Here is a 17,109-nt window from a genome sequence, read left to right as displayed (position 1 = left end):
TCCATTTACTGCTTTTGAAATGCTTTATATTTTGCATAGTAAGGAAAAATCAACCCATTAATAAAGATTAATAAAAAAGCCAATCCAAGATACGTTTGACGTAAAGCATAAGGAACATTACTGAGAAATAAGTAAAAGAAAAATAATACTGGAATTATCATACTTGGTAATAACCTTGATTGAAGAGTAATCTGGTGTTCCAAACCACAATTTTTACAAGCTAATTTCTTATTTCCCCATCCAGAAGCATTTTGAATTTCTTTCCATGTAAATTGATTCTTACAATTTTCACATTTTTGTTTTCCCAAAACATTACACCCCTCTATACAGAGAATCTTATCATTAACTGAAAAAGTATTCTTCATGAAAAATTCCCCAAAACTTATTACATAAAAGTGTCCTTTAATTAAATAACTGCAATAAAAAAGGACTGCAGAAACAGTCCGTTTGTTGTGATAGTAAAGCAATCCGTTACTTTAAGTATATTTTTTCACAATCTTACTTTCACATAAAAAAAGAGCTTTCCTAGAAATTCCTCTACCTCTACACAATTACTCGTCTTTTAATACACATTTTATTCGTACTGTTCACCATTAGATTAAGTTTTTTTATTTTTACGTTCTTTATTATCCATTATTCCATACGCATTATTAATGGGGAGTGAAAACTAATGCAAAATGATAAGTTTGATATCGAAATACTTAAATTAATTGAGAATAAGCTTGATTATATTTACTCCATAGCTAAATGTAATTACAATGATAACCCCGAATTAATGGATACTATTGAAAATTTAGCTCAGGTAGCAAAAATGTTTGCACAAATTAGAATTCAAGAAATAAAAGGTCTTGAAAAAACCTCGAGTCCACAAGGATTCATTGTGTCTAAATTAGCTAACTCATATTCGAGAATGCAAAATTATGAGAAGCAAAAAAATGAGATTAACGTTCCTCCTTGGAAGTTATAAAGCTTTTTTTTTGGTTCTCCAAGTACAAAACTTTTATACAACTAGATGGAACCTGTTTAAATCATTTGTTATCTTCATGCCCAGAAAAAACAAAGCATTCACAATTTGAGTATATTGAAATAGAAAAGGAAATGCCACGCAACACCTCCCCTTCTTTCTTATACTCAAGCACCCGTTACTTTAAGTACAACTTTTCACAATCTTCTTTTTGAGCTATCAACAAATTCCTTTCAGAACAAAAAAAGGTCCTTTTTAAGCCATTCCACTAAGTAATGATTTCGCCCAATCTTCGCGTCCATGATTAATTGCATAGTTTGCAGCTTTTTCCCAGTCATAGGTCACATTGATCTGTTTTATTAACCAATTCTTAGCTGTTTTTTGCAATATTGTATATTTTGCATGAGGTGTATAATACTCCATTTTGTGGGGTATAGGTAACTCATCATAATACGCTGGAAGACCAACACTGCCAGGGTTAACAACTATTTTTCCGTTTGGAAGATATACAATTCTGGGCACATGACTGTGACCGCAAAATATTACGTTTTGTGTAACATCTTTAAGAATCATTTCAATTTCTTTTAAACTTTTCAATTCCCACCTTCTTTCGTCATTTCCTCAAGAAGATAAACTTCGTCAGATTTGGGTGTACCATGACAAAAGAATATATCATCAAAAACTACACTAGCTGGGTGTTCCTTTAACCAATTTAAATGATCAATCGATAGGTTATCTTTAACAAAATTAATGGTTGGACTTGGATTATCTGTTGGTTCGAAGAGCATCCTATCGCAGTTTCCCATAATATTATTTATTTTATGTTGCATTAATAATTTAACTGTTCCAGCTGGATCGATTGGTCCGTACAAACTGTCACCCAAATTAAAAATAGTATCAATCCCACGGGAGATAATATCATTTAAAACTGCTTGTAATGCTTCTTTATTTCCATGTACATCTGAAATAATAGCGATTTTTTGCTTCATATTTCCACCTCAGCTAATAATTCAATACCACTCCCAGGTTTCCCTTTTTATTCAACTAAACTTCCTCGTTAGCCAACCATGTAGCAGGCTGCACCACAAAGAATGGAATTTTAAATCGTTCTTCCATGGTAGTTAAAGTAGAAAATTCAAAATATTAGTATTGTAAATTGAAAAAAGTTATATAAAAATTACTATGTCGATCAATGGTACTGGTCAGTTATGTTTTCATCAATATCTATCATTAATTTTGAGAGTAGTACAATTTGCCCTGCGTGATAACCGTAGTGTGCCCCGACCTGAATAAGCAGACGACTTATTACTCTTACATCATAGGTTTCATCTTCCGAGGCGTTAACTCGATGCATCCTATTCCAATCATTAAGATCATATCGTATTATTACTTCCCTTTTTAAATCAGATTCTGACAAATTTGATAATATAAAAGTTGATTCAGCCCGTGTCCTCAAAAGTAGATTTATCAATTCATCTCTGGTCATACCGCCTTCGGTATTAAATTCCCCTTGAGAGCGTCTTCTAATAAACGGTTTATTACCGATTGCACTTGCGAAATTTTGATATTCGTTTCCTGCTAAATGTAAGCAAAGATTCCCGACACTGTTTGTGGATACCTTCATTCTTTTCCAAATCATTTTGTCATCGAGATAATTCAAAATCTTAATGATGCGGTGGAGTTGCTTATCCATATCTTCTAACACATTACTTATTAGTTCCAGCATAACTTTACACCTCTTTTCGCTATATTTATTCTATACTATTGAAAAAAATTCTTCTTAAACTAAACTCCAGTTACTTCAATAAGGAAAAAGCGATCCTTAGTTATTTAAGAATCGCCCCAGTTACTTTAAGTGTAATTTTCCACAATCTTTCTCCCTATTAATAAGGAAAAGACGATGGCCCCCTAAAAGCATCGCCAGCGCCGGTTAATGGCTCCTCCACATGAAGAGAGAAAAAGAGTAGAAATCATAATTAGAATGAACATATATATCTTCAAAACAATCCTTCCTTTCAATGAAAAAATAACCCCTTTCATCAACGAAATGGGGTTATTGGTCTACTATTATTTTAATGAAACACCCAGGATTTTCGCAACCGTATTAAGATTATCGCGGTTCACTTTAATAAGTTCTGCAATTTTTGTTTTATCTTTACTCGTAACCGCATCTTGCAATTCATCGTATTTTCCGTGAATATTTTCGGCATAGGCGGTTCCTTTCATCTGCTTTAGAGGAGGAAGTATGGCGGCATGGAATTCATCATGCAGGCTACCAGCTAATGTAGAAGCTGATTGAAAGTCTCCTTTTTTAACATCGCCTTCAATCGTTATAAATCCATTCAATTCATCCTGAAAAGCTTTTTTCAAAGACGAATCCCCCATTTTCATACCTTTCATTGAATTTTCCTGTTTCGGTTTTGAGGCACTTTTATTTTCAGAGGTTGTTCCACAACCAACCAGACTTGTTGCCAAGAGAGCTCCGAATATAATAGCGATCATTTTTTTCATCATTGTTTCTTTCTCCTTTTTCTACTAAAAATTAAGTTGCCCCACATCCAAATCCCCGTAATGCTTAGAACGATCATACAAATGGCTCCTAAATCAGTAAGCCATATTATCGACGTAGTTCCAACATTTCCGGAGTGGAGAGCAAAAATGAATTCTTGCAAATTCATTGTGCTGTCGGAAGAGTATCCAATCAGCGACCGATGATTGAGTAATAATCCTGTTATCGCCATTAGTAATACCAATAAAGAACCGATTACTCCGGCGGTAAGATGGATCATTCTTAAAATTTTAAACATAGAACAACTCTTTCTCTTAAAGTTTTAAAGAATTATTCCCTTTAGGGAACGTAATAACCTTTACTTTACTGCTATGTTATCTTTTTTTAAATGACTCAGAAGGGCTAGTTTAAAGATAAAAAAGTGACAGATTTATGAAATTTATTATTTGCAATTGCCCGGCTTAAAATAACCCAATCAGGTCTTAGCAGGTAAAAATAATTTATGATACATTAAAGGCAAGATATATGAAATGAGAGAACAAGGAGAAAGCCAAGATGCCTTACCGTTTTTTGAAACTGAGTACGATTTTAATCCCTACTATTTTGATAGGCGGTTTAGAATTTTTGCGTCACAGTAGTTCATTGCTTCAAGAATTTTCAATGGAAGAAGGAAATTATTTCATAACGATTTTAACCTTTTTCGTTTCCTATGTCTTTTCTACCTGGATGTTTCGCACCATTGAAGAAAAAAACAAACGAATTTCATCCGAAAGAGAACTACGTGCTATATATGAGGAACGGGAAAGACTTGCAAAAGAATTGCATGATAACATCGCGCAAACCTTATTCCTGTTAAAAGTTCATCTTAAAAAAGAGAAATTAAATGAGGCACAAGGGCTCGTTAATTCCATTGACTCTAATCTAAGACAAGCTATTTTTAACTTAAGAATAAACCCCTCTGAAAAATCTTCTTTTTCTAAAAGAATTGAAAGCTGGATAGATGATTGGAGTGCAGTTTCAGGAGTCGATGTGAAAACCTCCATCCAATTAACAGAAAGCTATTTCGGTCCTATAGAGGAAGTTCAGCTATTTGGTATTGTCCAGGAAGCTTTTGCTAATATACGAAAACATGCTGATGCAGATAGTGTCTTCTTTCATCTTCATACTATGAAAAACCAATGGGAACTAAAGATTGAAGACAATGGGAAAGGTTTTTCAACAGCTGAAATCCCGATCCACAAGTATGGACTGGCAATGTTAGAAGAAAGAGCCCGAAAAATAAAAGGAGAACTGGAAATTAACTCCGGGATGGAGATTGGCACAGAAATCATCATAAAAGGAAAGAAGGAATAACCTTGTCAAGTTATCGGGTTTTAATTGCAGACGATCATCCCCATGCTCGTCAGGCAATAATGGACATGCTGGTGGATGATCCATACTTTTTGATTGTAGGCAACGCAACTAATGGTGAAGAAGCTATTCAATTGAGCGGGGAATTACTTCCAGATATTTTACTAATCGATATAAATATGCCTCGATTAAATGGATTAGAAGCTACAAAAATCATAAAAGAAAAAAATCCTTTTATAAAAGTCATAATATTAAGTGTCTCGGATAGTGTAGAAGATTTGTTTACAGCCATTCAATATGGGGCACAGGGCTATTTGCTAAAAACGATGGATCCGGATGATTGGCTGAGTTACCTTCACTCCATCGCCGAGGGTTCGAATTCCGCTGTGAAATCTCTTGCAGGAAAGCTCCTTTACCAATTTCGAGAGCGAGACATACAGGATAGTCCTTCTTCATGTTCTATCACTCCCAGAGAAAAAGAAATCCTTGTTTTAGTTTCGAAAGGATTAACAAATAAACAATTGGCGGAACAATTGTTTATTGCCGAAAATACGGTAAAAAATCATATTAAAAATCTTTTACAAAAGCTAAATCTTGAAAATCGGGTCCAACTTGCTTCTTACGCTTTAAAGGAATTCAGCTCCATTACATCACAAAAAAGGAACTGATGAACAGCTCCTTTTAGTCCCTTTAATTATTTTTGTATTCTTTTTTTCGAGTTGGAATTTACAAGTGATACGATAAACAGGATTGCGACCTGAAGGGGCAACCATCCTATAAAGAATAAGCAAATGTCTTTGTGCCAAATTTAAACTTAATAATAAATATTTTTAAACTGATTTTCTTCTATTTTAAATTTCCGTATATAAGAAAAGGGGGCATAGAGACCCCCAAACAAAAACTTATCCTAAAAACTCAGAGATTGTATGAAATACAAAGTAGATGATTACTCCACCGATAAATGAGATGGGAATATTTCTGTTGGAAAGTTTATTTGCAACCGGCAACAACGCTGTTCCACCAAGGTAAATGAATATACCTGCAATCATGGCTATTGGGATGGCAATAAATTTTTCATCGATTTCTGTGAAATAAGATAACGCTATGGATATTCCAACACCCAGCCACATTAATAGACCTTGAAATAATAGGTTCATAACTGTTTTTTTTCGATTTTGAGTCATGGCAAACACCGAGGTAGCGTAGGATATTCCTTCGGGAATTTTATGCAGAATTAGCGCAAAGGAAACCATGATTCCTAAATCCACACTGATAGCATAACTGACGCCAATCGATAAACCCTCAAATAAATTATGAAGGGACATCCCCAAAGAAATGCCTAGCATTGAATTCCCATTTAATTTGCTTTCTACTTCCCCTTTTTTCGATGCCTTTGAGAAGTAGGAGACAAGATACATAAGAATCAGACCCAGCATGATAAAAAGACTGCTATTGTTTAATTCTTCTTGAGTATCGGGAATTAAATCGAGGATAGCGATCGACAACAACAAACCGGCACTCATGGCAGTGATAGCTAGAACACTTGTCTGAGACCATTTCTTTTTAATTAAAACAATCATTCCACCCAAAATATAAGCAACAGACGAAATAAAAACAACGATGAAAAGGACAGTGCTCAAAAATACTCCCCCCCAAATTGGTTTCTCTTGTGCAATGTATGAGGACATTTTTAAGGATATAACAAATTTGTATTAAATCGAGGAAATTGCGATGTTAATGATTAGTGCTTCTTGTTATAAACTGCTTCTTTAGCATAATAACAACTGCTGTTTCAATTTCGTCATTCAGGTCAATAATTCCTGTAAAAAAGAAATTTCTGGGAGAGATGAAATTGTTATTGTCTAAAGCATGGGAAACGTATGAAGCTGATAAACGAATTGAAGGTTTTTCGCCGCAAACATTAAAAGCATACAAACTACAATCCGTTTTACTAATACGTTATTTTAAAGATGTTCAACTCGATATGGTCACGACAGACCAATTAAAAGCTTACTTAGCAAAAGCAAGCGATAGCCTTAAGCCCGCCAGTTTGGCTCATCGAATTCGGTTCATGAAATCACTGTTTCGGTGGTCACATAAAGAAGGACATATCCCTAAAAACCCTGCAGCTAAAATAAAAGAGCCTAAAGCTGGGAAACGAATCCCTAAATTTTTGAACGAAATGGAAATTAAACACCTACGTGAAGCCTGCTGCAGCCCAATGGAAAAGGCTCTCTTTGAATTCATGTTCTCCACCGGATGCCGAATAGGAGAGATTGTCACCTAAGATCAGAACAGAATTAATTGGTCCAACCGTTCCGCGGTTATAAAAGGTAAAGGTGATAAGGAACGGGAGGTCTATTTTAATATCCGTTGCGAAATCTGGTTAAAGCGATACTTGGATAATCGTGTTGACAGGGATCCTGCGATTTTTGTAACGGTACGCGTTCCTCATCGAATGAGCATTGCCCAGATGCGGTACATTATTAAGCAGATTTCTAGCCGTGCCGACATCAACAAGGACATTCATCCGCACCAACTCCGTCACAGCTATGCAACTCACCTTTTGAACAATGGAGCTCCGCTTGATGTTATTCAAAGCTTATTAGGGCATGAAAAAAGCGAAACGACCCGAATATATGCCCAGCTAAGCGGGAGCATCAGGCAGGAATTATATAGGAAGTATTTTTAACAAAAAAATGAGCAACGCAATTTGCGTTGCTTTTTTTTCACTCTTGTACCCGTTAGCATAAGTGTAATTTTTCACAAACCTTATGTTTTTGAATTAGCTAAACTAAATGTCAAACTTATAATCGAAATGCAGTTTTACTTTTCAAAAGTAGTCATTCCCAATGCATCATTATCCCACAGATTTTTTTACTTTATCCATTTGGTAATTGTGGCAATTAACCATCAGGACAATTTCAGACTGTTCACCGCTTTTATCCACATTTCGATTACGTTTTCGCTTTGCAAATGAAAGTTTAATTGCAAGTCCAATAATGATTTGCTGTTTTGTTAATTTCGGTAAAACCTATAAAAATGCCAGTTTCATTCCGACATCAAACCAGCTTTCTCGTGAGCGCCTAACATCTAACCTGTAACACAAGAAACAGCACCTCTCCCACTATACAGGAGTAGATGCTGTACTTAAAAAACCTAATTTACTTATGGTACGGTTCACCATAACGGCTATGAGGCGAAATTTTTAGGGCACCCGAGGAAGGGTACCCTAAGTGAACGGTCAAAGTCGTTCAATGACAGAGCATTGATGTTTCTAGCCTCTCAGCTGAATCTCATAATCTGTAACAATCTTACCATCGTACTGAATAATTTGTCCATTTTGATTCTTATCAGACAGGATAATGTCGGTACTCATCTGCCCAGCGGCTTCGGGAGACTTGACGAATCCGCCGTGCGCACCAGCTTCCATGCCGTTCAAGTCGGTTGCGACAGCGCCAGGCATGATGCCGAAAATCTGGCGATGGCTGCCCATTTTTTCGAACTCGTAAGCATAGGTCAGTGTCATCACATTGAGTGCTGCTTTGCTCGTAATGTAAGCGAGCGGGTGCCAAAAGTCGGTCGGCGAAATCGGGACGGTGATGTTGACGATTTTCGCGTTGTCTGTTAGAGATGACAGCAGATTTTTCATGAGTTCATGGGTGCCGAGAAAATTCGTTTCCATCGTCGTGCGTAGATCCTCAGTTGTATAGTCAATGGTATGCTTTGCAAGGTCGAGCGCCGCGCGCCCAGGCTTGACACTATCAGGAATTCCAGCATTATTGACCAAAATATCGAGCGTGGTAACCATTTTAGCCGCTTCGTGCAAGCTGTCTAAATCATTCAAATTAATCTTGATGAACGTTGCTGATATGTCTTCTGCGGAAAGTTTTTCGACTGCTGCCTGCCCGCGGGCTTCATCACGCGCCCCAACGAGAATGTCATAGCCACGCTTTCCAAGACTTCGAGCGATTTCGAAACCGATTCCTTTATTTGCGCCAGTGACAAGTGCTTTCATAGTTAGTGAGCTCCTTTTCGTTGTTTTATTTGGATACATACACATAATAACTTAACGACAGAATCATCAGCATTCTATATAACCCCTCAAATCCTCTGAAACGATGCGTCAGGTTCATTATAGGACTTAAACCATAGTTGAAGTCAAGCTCCATATTTCGAGTAGGGTATAACAACTTTTCTCTGCTAATCAAAAATACCAAACCGCTCAAAAGACTACCGCTCAGTGACCGTTGCCAAAATTAATACTAAACAAAGAAGCCAACTACAACGTACATCTAAACCATTAAACAGTCATCTTATATTTTCTTTCATTCATAGTATCGTTGTACTGCGCAGCAAAAGACTCAGTTAAAAATGACAGTTCTTGTTGAGCTATAGCCCCTGTTTGTTTAAGTGTAATCCTTCACAATCAACCCTTCTCTTAATAATAAAAAAAGAGCTGTCCAAAACAGCTCAGTGATCTAAATTTAAAATTATTTTTTCAAAACTGGAATCCAAATTTCACTTTTCACAGATGGTGAAGTTAAATCTTTGGTTTTAATCGACAAAATTTCAGGTCCTTCTGTTACCTGATAATTGAAAGATGGAAACCACTCTGAATAAATCCTTCCCCAAGTTTCCTGTAGCGTACTAGGAAAAGTTCCAGTCGATTCAAATATTGCCCATGTTAAGGCAGGAACTTCGAGTTTTGAAAAGTTTTCAGGGCATTCTTGTGTTGTTGCTACTCCTATATACTGATCAAGCTCTCCTTTTTCTTCCATGCGTCCTTCAGAAAAGTTTGTAGATGCTTGAATTATTCCTTTAGGTTCAATATTAGAGAGTTTTTTTAAATGATCTATTTTTCCTATAGTAAAAGATTTCCATATTGCTGTAATTTCCGGATTTTCTCCTTCAAAAATAATTGGAACTCTTTTCATGATACCAACTATGTTAAATGCCTCTTTTTGTTCGATTCGGTAATTCATTTCATATCCTCCTCTAATTGATAATTGAAAGGTCATTTTTGGATAGGCTTTTAATTGCTGTCCATTGTATCTGGCTTCTGATGGTGTTACACCATGTAAATTTTGAAAAGCTCTAGTAAACGAGTCTGGTGAGCTGTATCCATATTTAATCGCAACATCAATTACTTTTATATTACTATTTGTAAGCTCAAACGCTGCCAAGCTAAGTCGTCTACGGCGAGTGTATTCTGATAATGTAATACCTGCAAGAAAAGAAAACATTCTTTTAAAATGATATTCTGAACAATTGGCAATTCTTGCCGCCACTTTGAAGTCTATTTCGTGAGTGAGGTTATCCTCGATATACCTCATTGCATCATTCATACGCTTAAACAAATCCATTATTTGACCTCCTTTCATCAATAGAATAACAGGAGTTGAATGTATCCGTCCGACATTATGTGCACCATTTTGTCGGTTTAATCCTATCTTTCACTAACCTGCCCAGTTAGCTCAACAAGAAAAGCCGCCAAAAATGGCAGCCCCGATCTTTCGTTAGTCGAGTAGAAGGGAGCCTTTCTACCTTACGGTAGATTGGATTCCACCCCCCTCACAGAACCGTGCTTGCGCTATTAACGCACACGGCTCCTCCTAGTTATCATTTACAGAATGTAGCTAATCTCTTTTCTTAAATCGTATATATTCACTTTTAATCTTGGTGATGGAAGTGGATATTTATTAAGAAATAGACTGAATTTATCCCATTTAAAGGATTTCCTTTGGCTTCTTCTATTGAGCCATTTAAACAATAACTTTTCGATTTTATCTTTGAAGTTGTTAACATTTTGGGTATTATCAGTAATGCAATAATAGTTGTAATAACCTATAAGTGAGCGTTTAAATCTATCCATAATCAAATGAATATCTTTACTTCTATTACTCTTCAGCCATTCTTTCGTCTCTTTTAGTTTAGCTTGTACTTTCTTTCTGCTTGATTTCCGTTTCACACGAAATTTCCCTTGTTTACTTTTCCCACAATAGTGAGTAAACCCAAGAAAATCAAAGGTTGCTGGTTTATTTCTCCCTTGTTGATTTGCATTTTGCTCCGCAAACCGCCCGAAGGGAATAATTTTGGTTTTATCCTCAGCTATTTCTAAATTAAATTTCTTTAATCTCAACTTTAGAGATTGGAAGAATTGCTGGGCTTCACTTTTAGATTGGAAACAACAAACAAAGTCATCTGCATATCGTACTATGTATGCTTGTCCCTTGCACTGTTTCCTGACCCTTTTCTCAAACCACAGGTCGAGAACGTAGTGGAGGTATACATTGGCTAATATCGGAGATATTACTCCACCTTGCGGTGTGCCATTATCTGTTTGATATTTCTTACCTTCCTCCATGTATCCACCTTTAAGAAACCTACTAATTATTCTCAGTAAGGTCGGATCAGCGATTCGCAGTTTTAAGAACTCCATCATCCATATGTGGTCAACGTTATCGAAGAATCCTTTAATATCTACATCTACCACATAATTTACTGACCTCTTTTCAATATAGAAGTTCAGTATTTTCAAAGCATCATGGCAGTTACGATTTGGGCGGAATCCAAAGGAACAGTCTAGAAAGTCATTTTCATAAATTGTATTTAGTATCTTTGTAATGCCTCTTTGAACAATTTTATCTTCATGTTCCGGTATTCCCAATGGTCTTTTCTTGTTTGGATTGAGCTTTGGAATATACATTCTCCTTACTGGAACAGGACGATAGCTTTTGCTTTTAAGCCTACTTACTAAATCCTCTATATTTTCTTCTAAACTTTCACCGTATTGCTCTTTGGTTGTACCGTTAATACCTGTTGCCTTCTTATTGGGTAGTTCAAGGTGACATTGAACCAATGCTTCCTTATTTAATAGATGTGCAAGAGATGAAGATTTCATTTTAGAATCAGATTTTGCTAATTCTGCTATCCTTAGGAGTTTTGTTTCCATTTATTATACCTACCTCTGTGTGTAGTAAATGTGTCCCTAGTAAGGGTGATAACTGGTAGCTAGCCTTTCCTCCATCGGCATTACCCAACTTCATTGGTACTACGCTGCTATCCGACTCCCTACATCGGCATTTGGTTTCCTTGCTTATTATCGCTTGTTGACCATACTCTTCTAAAAAAAAAGAAAAGACCGGTAGGGTCTCCCGAGTTGCCGTATCATATCAATGTATAACGTGCCAAGGTCTCTGACTCCAGAGAGGTTTTATCCTTCTCGCCTCTAACGAACGATAAAATGTAGCTTTCTGCTGTGCTTAAGGCATCAGCCCTCTCGATTTACTAACATTATGGAGCTCAATCCCTTCAACCATTTGGCTTTCGGCCCGCTGTCGGGTAGAAAACAAGCGCGCGCAATCAATATTTATAGATTCACGTTTCTTGTAGCCCCCCTACGATCCCGGACGGTCGGATTTCCCGAGTCCGGTTCTGACCTTGGACTGCATCACATACTCGCCTTCCCAAATAACCGCAGGGTTAAATGTTGGTACACATATTCCCCCATCAACTATTGGTTTACTTGTATGCTAGTCTATGAACAAATAATAAAAGCTCAGTGTCTTTGAAGTTCTGACTGCCCAAGTGCCCAGAGGTCCTTCGCTCCAACATAGGTGTTACCTTGATGGAAGTGCAATTTTCTTACACTTAAGAAGGCATTACCCTTCCCTCATCGCTACTACGACCTCATGCGCCAGTCCTAAATCATCCTACCATTTTCTATTAGCCTCTTATATGATAGGTCTTTATTGGTTAGTACCTTCCCAATTTGAAGTAGGACCTTCCCGTCGTTATCTCTGAGAATCTTTCCACAGATGCCAGAACCCATACCCCGGCTGCTCTTACGGTGCATTTGACCGTTTCTTCCCGTAAGACATCGGTCTTCCCCCGTTAGGCAAAGGTCGAGGCTATGCAAAACATCCCTCGAACAGTTTCTTAGAGGGGCGTAGATTTCGGGATTGCAGTATTCGTTAAATCCTTCTGGCCTCTGTGTTTGCTCGCCACACAGACTGTTCCGACCTTTTTCTCTCTGTGTAGAATAGGCCGCCGTGACTTTTACTTCCAAGCAGAACGTAGTTCGTTACCTCCCCACGCATTGGATATGCTAGTCATCCGAATCGGTCAATTGATGACAGGAGACTTTCACTCCATAAGATTCTCAGCCTTGACGGCTGCTCCACCTAACTGTCTACGCTTAAAGACTAAAGTTACCTTTAGCCCTCCAAGACTCGCTACGAGCGAATGGCTAGTTCTTACTCGGCGGGAATCCCACCCGTTATATGATACGACCTATGCTCGGCCGCACAAGCACCCGTTAGAACAACAAGCTAATATATTATTAGGTGAATGTTTTTTTTTTTATTTAATTCTTTTATTGATCTTCTCAACGCAGATCTATCTTTTTTTCCTAGGACCTACAATTAATTTGATTGCTGTTTTATTTTCATTATTGATTAAAACATCTGTAAATGCAGGAACAAAAACCAGATTAACACCGCTAGGAGCTACGAATCCTCTTGCAATCGCAATGGCTTTAATCGCTTGATTTAAAGCACCAGCTCCAATCACTTGAATCTCTGAATTTCCTCTTTCACTTAATACACCTACAATTGCACCTGCAACTAAATTCGGATTTGACTTTGATGATACTTTTAATACATTATCCATATAAATTTTTCCCCCTGTTATATAATCGCTTGATATGATCACTAGAAAGAATGTAATTAACGTATCTTTAATAATATTCAAATTCAAATCAAGCAGAACTATTGAACTGATTCCTTTAATCTTTTTTGTGTTATCCTGCCCCTTTACTCGAATAAAAAATTAAGCATCCCTTGTTAAAGGAATGCCCCCTTTAGTTTAACAAGGGCAATACGCATTTTATCAAATGATTTCTTACCAATGTACTAGTTTTAGGATTGACGAATAATTATCCTTCTGATATATTATTATAAATAATTAAAGTCCGAATATTAAAAACTCTTATCCAGAGTGGCGGAGGGACAGACCCTATGAAGCCCAGCAACCTTCAAGTTTTACTTGAAAAGGTGCCAATTTCTACAGAATTATTTCTGGAAGATAAGGGGAGGAATGCAATAGTTATGACCTCTTCTTATTTATTATAGAAGAGGTTTTTTTGTGTTTGTAATATAAACGAGGAAATAATAAAAAGTTAATGACTATTAGGGGACGATGAGATGAAGGGTGTAAACTTTAGAGAGAGTTCATTAGCATCAAATACGTTAGTAAAAACAAACTTAAAAAATACAACTCAACCTGCAGTCTCAGGTACTAAAATGACTAATACTTATGATAATAAAACTGAACCAGTAGTCGAAATCTCCAGTGAAAATAATTTTTGTAGTATTTATGTCAACAAGTATAGAATGAATAAAGAAGTTGGGTTTGGAAGAAAGCTGCTTCAGATCCTTGAAGATTTTCAACTTTATTATAGGCATATACCGACGGGGGTTGATGCTCTTCATCTTGTTTTACATGAAAATCAATTAGATCAGATAATAGAAAGTGAACTAATACAACGTATTAGTACGGAACTTTCGGCAGATAAAGTGACTATTGAACGTAATCTTGCTTTAATTATGCTTATCGGAGGAAAAAAGCATCATAATGTCGACAGCATTGCCAGAGCAACGAGGGCTCTTGAAAAAAAAAGAATTAATATTGAAATGATACATATGAATCAAGGACCATCTCAGATAAGTTTAGTATTTGGCGTGAAGGCTCATGATGAAAAAAGAGCTGTTGCAGCAATCCATAATGAATTTTTTGCAAGTGTGTCAGTTTGAAATATTAATGATTTCCAACAGGTAATAAAAGGGCATCTAATTATGATTAATAGATGCTCCTTTTCTTTTTGTTTTCATTAACGATATCTTCCTATTAAATTAACCTGCCATTTAGTCCAATAAAAAAGGGATTGCCGCAGCGTTCCCGTTCTTAACCACAAGCACTCGAATAGCTTAATAAGAAGTATCTATATCTTGGTATCAAACAACGAAATTTGTTCTGTTGCAATTTTTACATATGAACCAATAGGATAATTGTTTCCAGTTAATTCGAAAATGACTATGTTACTTCCCATTCTCAGGACTGAAAATCCATCAGATTCAACCGATTCCAATACTCCTGATAAATAAATATGATTATCATCACTTGTTATTTGGCTAATTTCTTCATCAATATCAATAATTTGCTTTCCCCATTCCAGAATTCCTGGAATATCAATCTCTATAAAATATTCGAAATTCAATATTGGTTTAGTTCCAACCCATTTTCCTTCGGCACTGCCATATGGCGAATTAAACTTTACAATATAACCATCTTCTAATTCTTTAATATACTTGACTACTATTATTTTCATTTTTATTCACCTATTACATTGGTCTTTTCTTCTAAAATTCAATATAAATCTTGTTTTTCCTTGTTCAACTATTCTGCTTCGTTAGCTCAACAAGCATAAAGTAGGGAAACCTTTCTCAAGGCTTCCCCCTTATCAAACCGTACGTGCCCTATTAAGGCATACGGCTTACCAAATGTTACAATTTAATCAAGAGGATGCATTCCAGCCATTTTGCATCTTTTGGACACGGTGAGGTGTGAAATACTCCTCACCTTTTGCTTTTGCTCGTTTGATTCGATTCTGAATGTCTCTTTTAACTTTTCTGGACATATCACTTAGGTATTGTTCCTTTGTGTATCCATATGCTTTATTTAAATATAGCCAATAAGTTGGAATCAGATTGATGTTAAGAAAGAAGGCATTATTCCAAATACTTTGCATCTTCATCCCTTTTCTTTGGGAAGGATGTCTATGAATAAAAGCTACTCTTAGTCTTTTCCTTATGTATCCATCTAAAGATTTCAGGGTTCTTCGAACCCACCTTGTAATACAGTGGTTTGGAATCCCTCGACTAATATTATCTTTTATAGCATTAACTATAGTTAGGTAATAGTTGACCTTCCCTCTGATAATTGGGTTCACTCGCTCAATCCACTCTTCCTTACTCAGCGTAAGCGTTTTACGGGTCTTGTCCTTTATTTTCGACCGAAAATCTTTGACGGATTCTTCCTTTGGAGTTACATGAAATTCTAGCTTGTTATCTTTCTTACCTTTTCTCCAGTGATGGAACGTGAAACCTAGAAAATCAAAATCATCCTTCTTAAAGTTGACGATTTTAGTCTTTTCTTTAGATATCTCAAGTCCAAGTTCTTTCAACTTATCCCTAGTTATAGAAGCTGCACTCTCGATGCTATCTTTCGATTTTGCAAAGAGGAGAAAATCATCCGCATAGCGGACAAAACGAATGTTGTTCAAGTCCCATTCCCAGTCAAGTTCATTTAAATACACATTTGCTAAAAGTGGTGAAATTACACCACCTTGAGGGGTTCCATAATCCGAGTGGATTAGTTTGCCTTCTTCCATGTGTCCAGCCTTCAGCCATTGTTCAACCAACCCTAGGACCGTACGGTCCGAAACATATTTCTTAAGAACTTCGATTAGTTTCTTATGAGGGATATTGTCAAAGAATCCTTTTATATCACAATCGTAGATATGATTGTAGTCTTGCTCAATATTCCACAGAATTATTTGTAAAGCTCTTTGAACTCCACGATTCGGTCTGTAACCTACTGACCAACTATGAAATAGATTATCTTCAAATTTGGGCTGAAGTACGTTCACTACACTTTGTTGTACAATGCGATCTTCAATTGTTGGTATTCCAAGTGGTCGTTTCTTCCCATTCTTCTTGGGAATGTAAACTCTCCTTACTGGCTGAGCTTGATAGGTCTTTGCCTTTAATCTGTCTAAAAGTGCCATGATGTTTTCATTTAAATTAGCTTCATAACTTTCTATTGTTTCTCCATCGATACCGCCTGCACCCTTATTAGCTTTCACTTGTTCAAAGCATTGGGTTAGTCTTCGGTCGAATAATATTTGTCCATAAACACTGTGTAGCTTAAATTTCCACTCTTGATTCATTGCGTATTCCACGCCTTTCCTTGATGTACATTCAAACGGTTTTACCGCAGTAACATGATTGTTAACATTACATCTTGTTCATGACTTGGAGCCATAGGTCATTCCCCTTCCGTTCACTTGATGTTATGGTCATCAAGTTACTTCCGTACTATGAGAATGTCTGACTACTCCACCCATTCTTCGTCACTTCGGGTTACCCTTATAGACTAGAACCCTGCCTGTTCGGTAGGGTGGAGTTCTCACGGGGTCATCGCATTTCCCTTCTAAGCATACCCT

Annotated in this window: 15 protein-coding genes, 2 pseudogenes and 1 riboswitch; of the genes and pseudogenes, 5 read left to right on the top strand and 12 right to left on the bottom strand. The window is 36.7% G+C overall.

What is annotated here, in order from left to right:
* Positions 1-5 precede the first annotated feature (5 nt).
* A complete protein-coding gene (locus ACZ5XR_RS11930; RefSeq protein ID WP_464501861.1) occupies positions 6-365 on the bottom strand; it encodes a TIGR04104 family putative zinc finger protein in 360 nt (119 codons plus the stop codon).
* A gap of 305 nt (positions 366-670) precedes the next feature.
* Between ACZ5XR_RS11930 and ACZ5XR_RS11925 the strand changes: the two genes are divergently transcribed.
* A complete protein-coding gene (locus ACZ5XR_RS11925; RefSeq protein ID WP_464501860.1) occupies positions 671-967 on the top strand; it encodes a hypothetical protein in 297 nt (98 codons plus the stop codon).
* Positions 968-1,219: 252 nt separating this feature from the next.
* Here ACZ5XR_RS11925 and ACZ5XR_RS11920 read toward each other — a convergent pair.
* From ACZ5XR_RS11920 to ACZ5XR_RS11905, 4 genes and pseudogenes are all read right to left on the bottom strand, one after another.
* Positions 1,220-1,953 (bottom strand): annotated as a pseudogene (locus ACZ5XR_RS11920) (metallophosphoesterase family protein).
* 200 nt (positions 1,954-2,153) lie between these two features.
* Entirely contained in the window at positions 2,154-2,690 is a 537-nt protein-coding gene (locus ACZ5XR_RS11915; RefSeq protein WP_464501859.1) for a DinB family protein, read from the bottom strand.
* A 341-nt stretch (positions 2,691-3,031) separates the two neighbouring features.
* Positions 3,032-3,478: a hypothetical protein gene (locus ACZ5XR_RS11910; protein WP_464501858.1), complete on the bottom strand. Its 447-nt coding sequence runs from the start codon at positions 3,476-3,478 to the stop codon at positions 3,032-3,034.
* Complete coding sequence (locus tag ACZ5XR_RS11905; protein ID WP_464501857.1) at positions 3,475-3,771, bottom strand: hypothetical protein; 297 nt, start codon at positions 3,769-3,771, stop codon at positions 3,475-3,477. The genes ACZ5XR_RS11910 and ACZ5XR_RS11905 overlap by 4 nt, the downstream gene beginning before the upstream one ends.
* A 257-nt stretch (positions 3,772-4,028) precedes the next feature.
* On the opposite strand from ACZ5XR_RS11905, the gene ACZ5XR_RS11900 reads away from it, so the two are divergent.
* Positions 4,029-4,826 (top strand): sensor histidine kinase, encoded by a 798-nt coding sequence (locus ACZ5XR_RS11900; protein ID WP_464501856.1) that lies wholly within the window; start codon positions 4,029-4,031, stop codon positions 4,824-4,826.
* Between the two features lie 2 nt (positions 4,827-4,828).
* Positions 4,829-5,491 (top strand): response regulator, encoded by a 663-nt coding sequence (locus tag ACZ5XR_RS11895; protein WP_464501855.1) that lies wholly within the window; start codon positions 4,829-4,831, stop codon positions 5,489-5,491.
* Between the two features lie 234 nt (positions 5,492-5,725).
* Here the strand turns inward: ACZ5XR_RS11895 and ACZ5XR_RS11890 are convergent, their stop codons facing one another.
* The gene (locus tag ACZ5XR_RS11890; protein WP_464501854.1) at positions 5,726-6,463 is read right to left on the bottom strand and encodes a ZIP family metal transporter; all 738 of its coding nucleotides are present in this window, start codon (positions 6,461-6,463) and stop codon (positions 5,726-5,728) included.
* Between the two features lie 212 nt (positions 6,464-6,675).
* On the opposite strand from ACZ5XR_RS11890, the pseudogene ACZ5XR_RS11885 reads away from it, so the two are divergent.
* Positions 6,676-7,515, top strand: a pseudogene (locus ACZ5XR_RS11885) (tyrosine-type recombinase/integrase).
* A 585-nt stretch (positions 7,516-8,100) separates the two neighbouring features.
* On the opposite strand, the gene ACZ5XR_RS11880 reads toward ACZ5XR_RS11885, so the two are convergent.
* The 4 genes from ACZ5XR_RS11880 to ACZ5XR_RS11865 all read right to left on the bottom strand — a co-directional run bounded on the left by ACZ5XR_RS11880 (position 8,101) and on the right by ACZ5XR_RS11865 (position 13,496).
* On the bottom strand, positions 8,101-8,841 hold the full coding sequence (locus tag ACZ5XR_RS11880) for an SDR family NAD(P)-dependent oxidoreductase (protein ID WP_464501853.1): 741 nt from the start codon (positions 8,839-8,841) through the stop codon (positions 8,101-8,103).
* Between the two features lie 475 nt (positions 8,842-9,316).
* Positions 9,317-10,189 carry an AraC family transcriptional regulator gene (locus ACZ5XR_RS11875; RefSeq protein ID WP_464501852.1) on the bottom strand — a complete coding sequence of 291 codons (873 nt, stop codon included), beginning with the start codon at positions 10,187-10,189 and terminating at the stop codon, positions 9,317-9,319.
* Between the two features lie 260 nt (positions 10,190-10,449).
* Positions 10,450-11,778 carry a group II intron reverse transcriptase/maturase gene (ltrA, locus tag ACZ5XR_RS11870; RefSeq protein WP_464501851.1) on the bottom strand — a complete coding sequence of 443 codons (1,329 nt, stop codon included), beginning with the start codon at positions 11,776-11,778 and terminating at the stop codon, positions 10,450-10,452.
* A gap of 1,445 nt (positions 11,779-13,223) precedes the next feature.
* A complete protein-coding gene (locus ACZ5XR_RS11865; protein WP_464501850.1) occupies positions 13,224-13,496 on the bottom strand; it encodes a stage V sporulation protein S in 273 nt (90 codons plus the stop codon).
* A gap of 315 nt (positions 13,497-13,811) precedes the next feature.
* A riboswitch (SAM riboswitch) is annotated at positions 13,812-13,917 on the top strand.
* A gap of 112 nt (positions 13,918-14,029) precedes the next feature.
* Between ACZ5XR_RS11865 and ACZ5XR_RS11860 the strand changes: the two genes are divergently transcribed.
* A complete protein-coding gene (locus ACZ5XR_RS11860) occupies positions 14,030-14,638 on the top strand; it encodes an ACT domain-containing protein (protein ID WP_464501849.1) in 609 nt (202 codons plus the stop codon).
* Between the two features lie 188 nt (positions 14,639-14,826).
* On the opposite strand, the gene ACZ5XR_RS11855 is transcribed toward ACZ5XR_RS11860, so the two are convergent.
* Both ACZ5XR_RS11855 and ltrA (ACZ5XR_RS11850) read right to left on the bottom strand, forming a co-directional pair.
* Entirely contained in the window at positions 14,827-15,213 is a 387-nt protein-coding gene (locus tag ACZ5XR_RS11855) for a hypothetical protein (protein WP_464501848.1), read from the bottom strand.
* A gap of 186 nt (positions 15,214-15,399) precedes the next feature.
* Positions 15,400-16,833 (bottom strand): group II intron reverse transcriptase/maturase, encoded by a 1,434-nt coding sequence (ltrA, locus tag ACZ5XR_RS11850; RefSeq protein WP_464501847.1) that lies wholly within the window; start codon positions 16,831-16,833, stop codon positions 15,400-15,402.
* Between the last annotated feature and the right edge of the window lie 276 nt (positions 16,834-17,109).

Source organism: Neobacillus sp. Fa239 (assembly GCF_055395235.1).
This window is presented reverse-complemented; position numbering and strand designations above follow the sequence as displayed.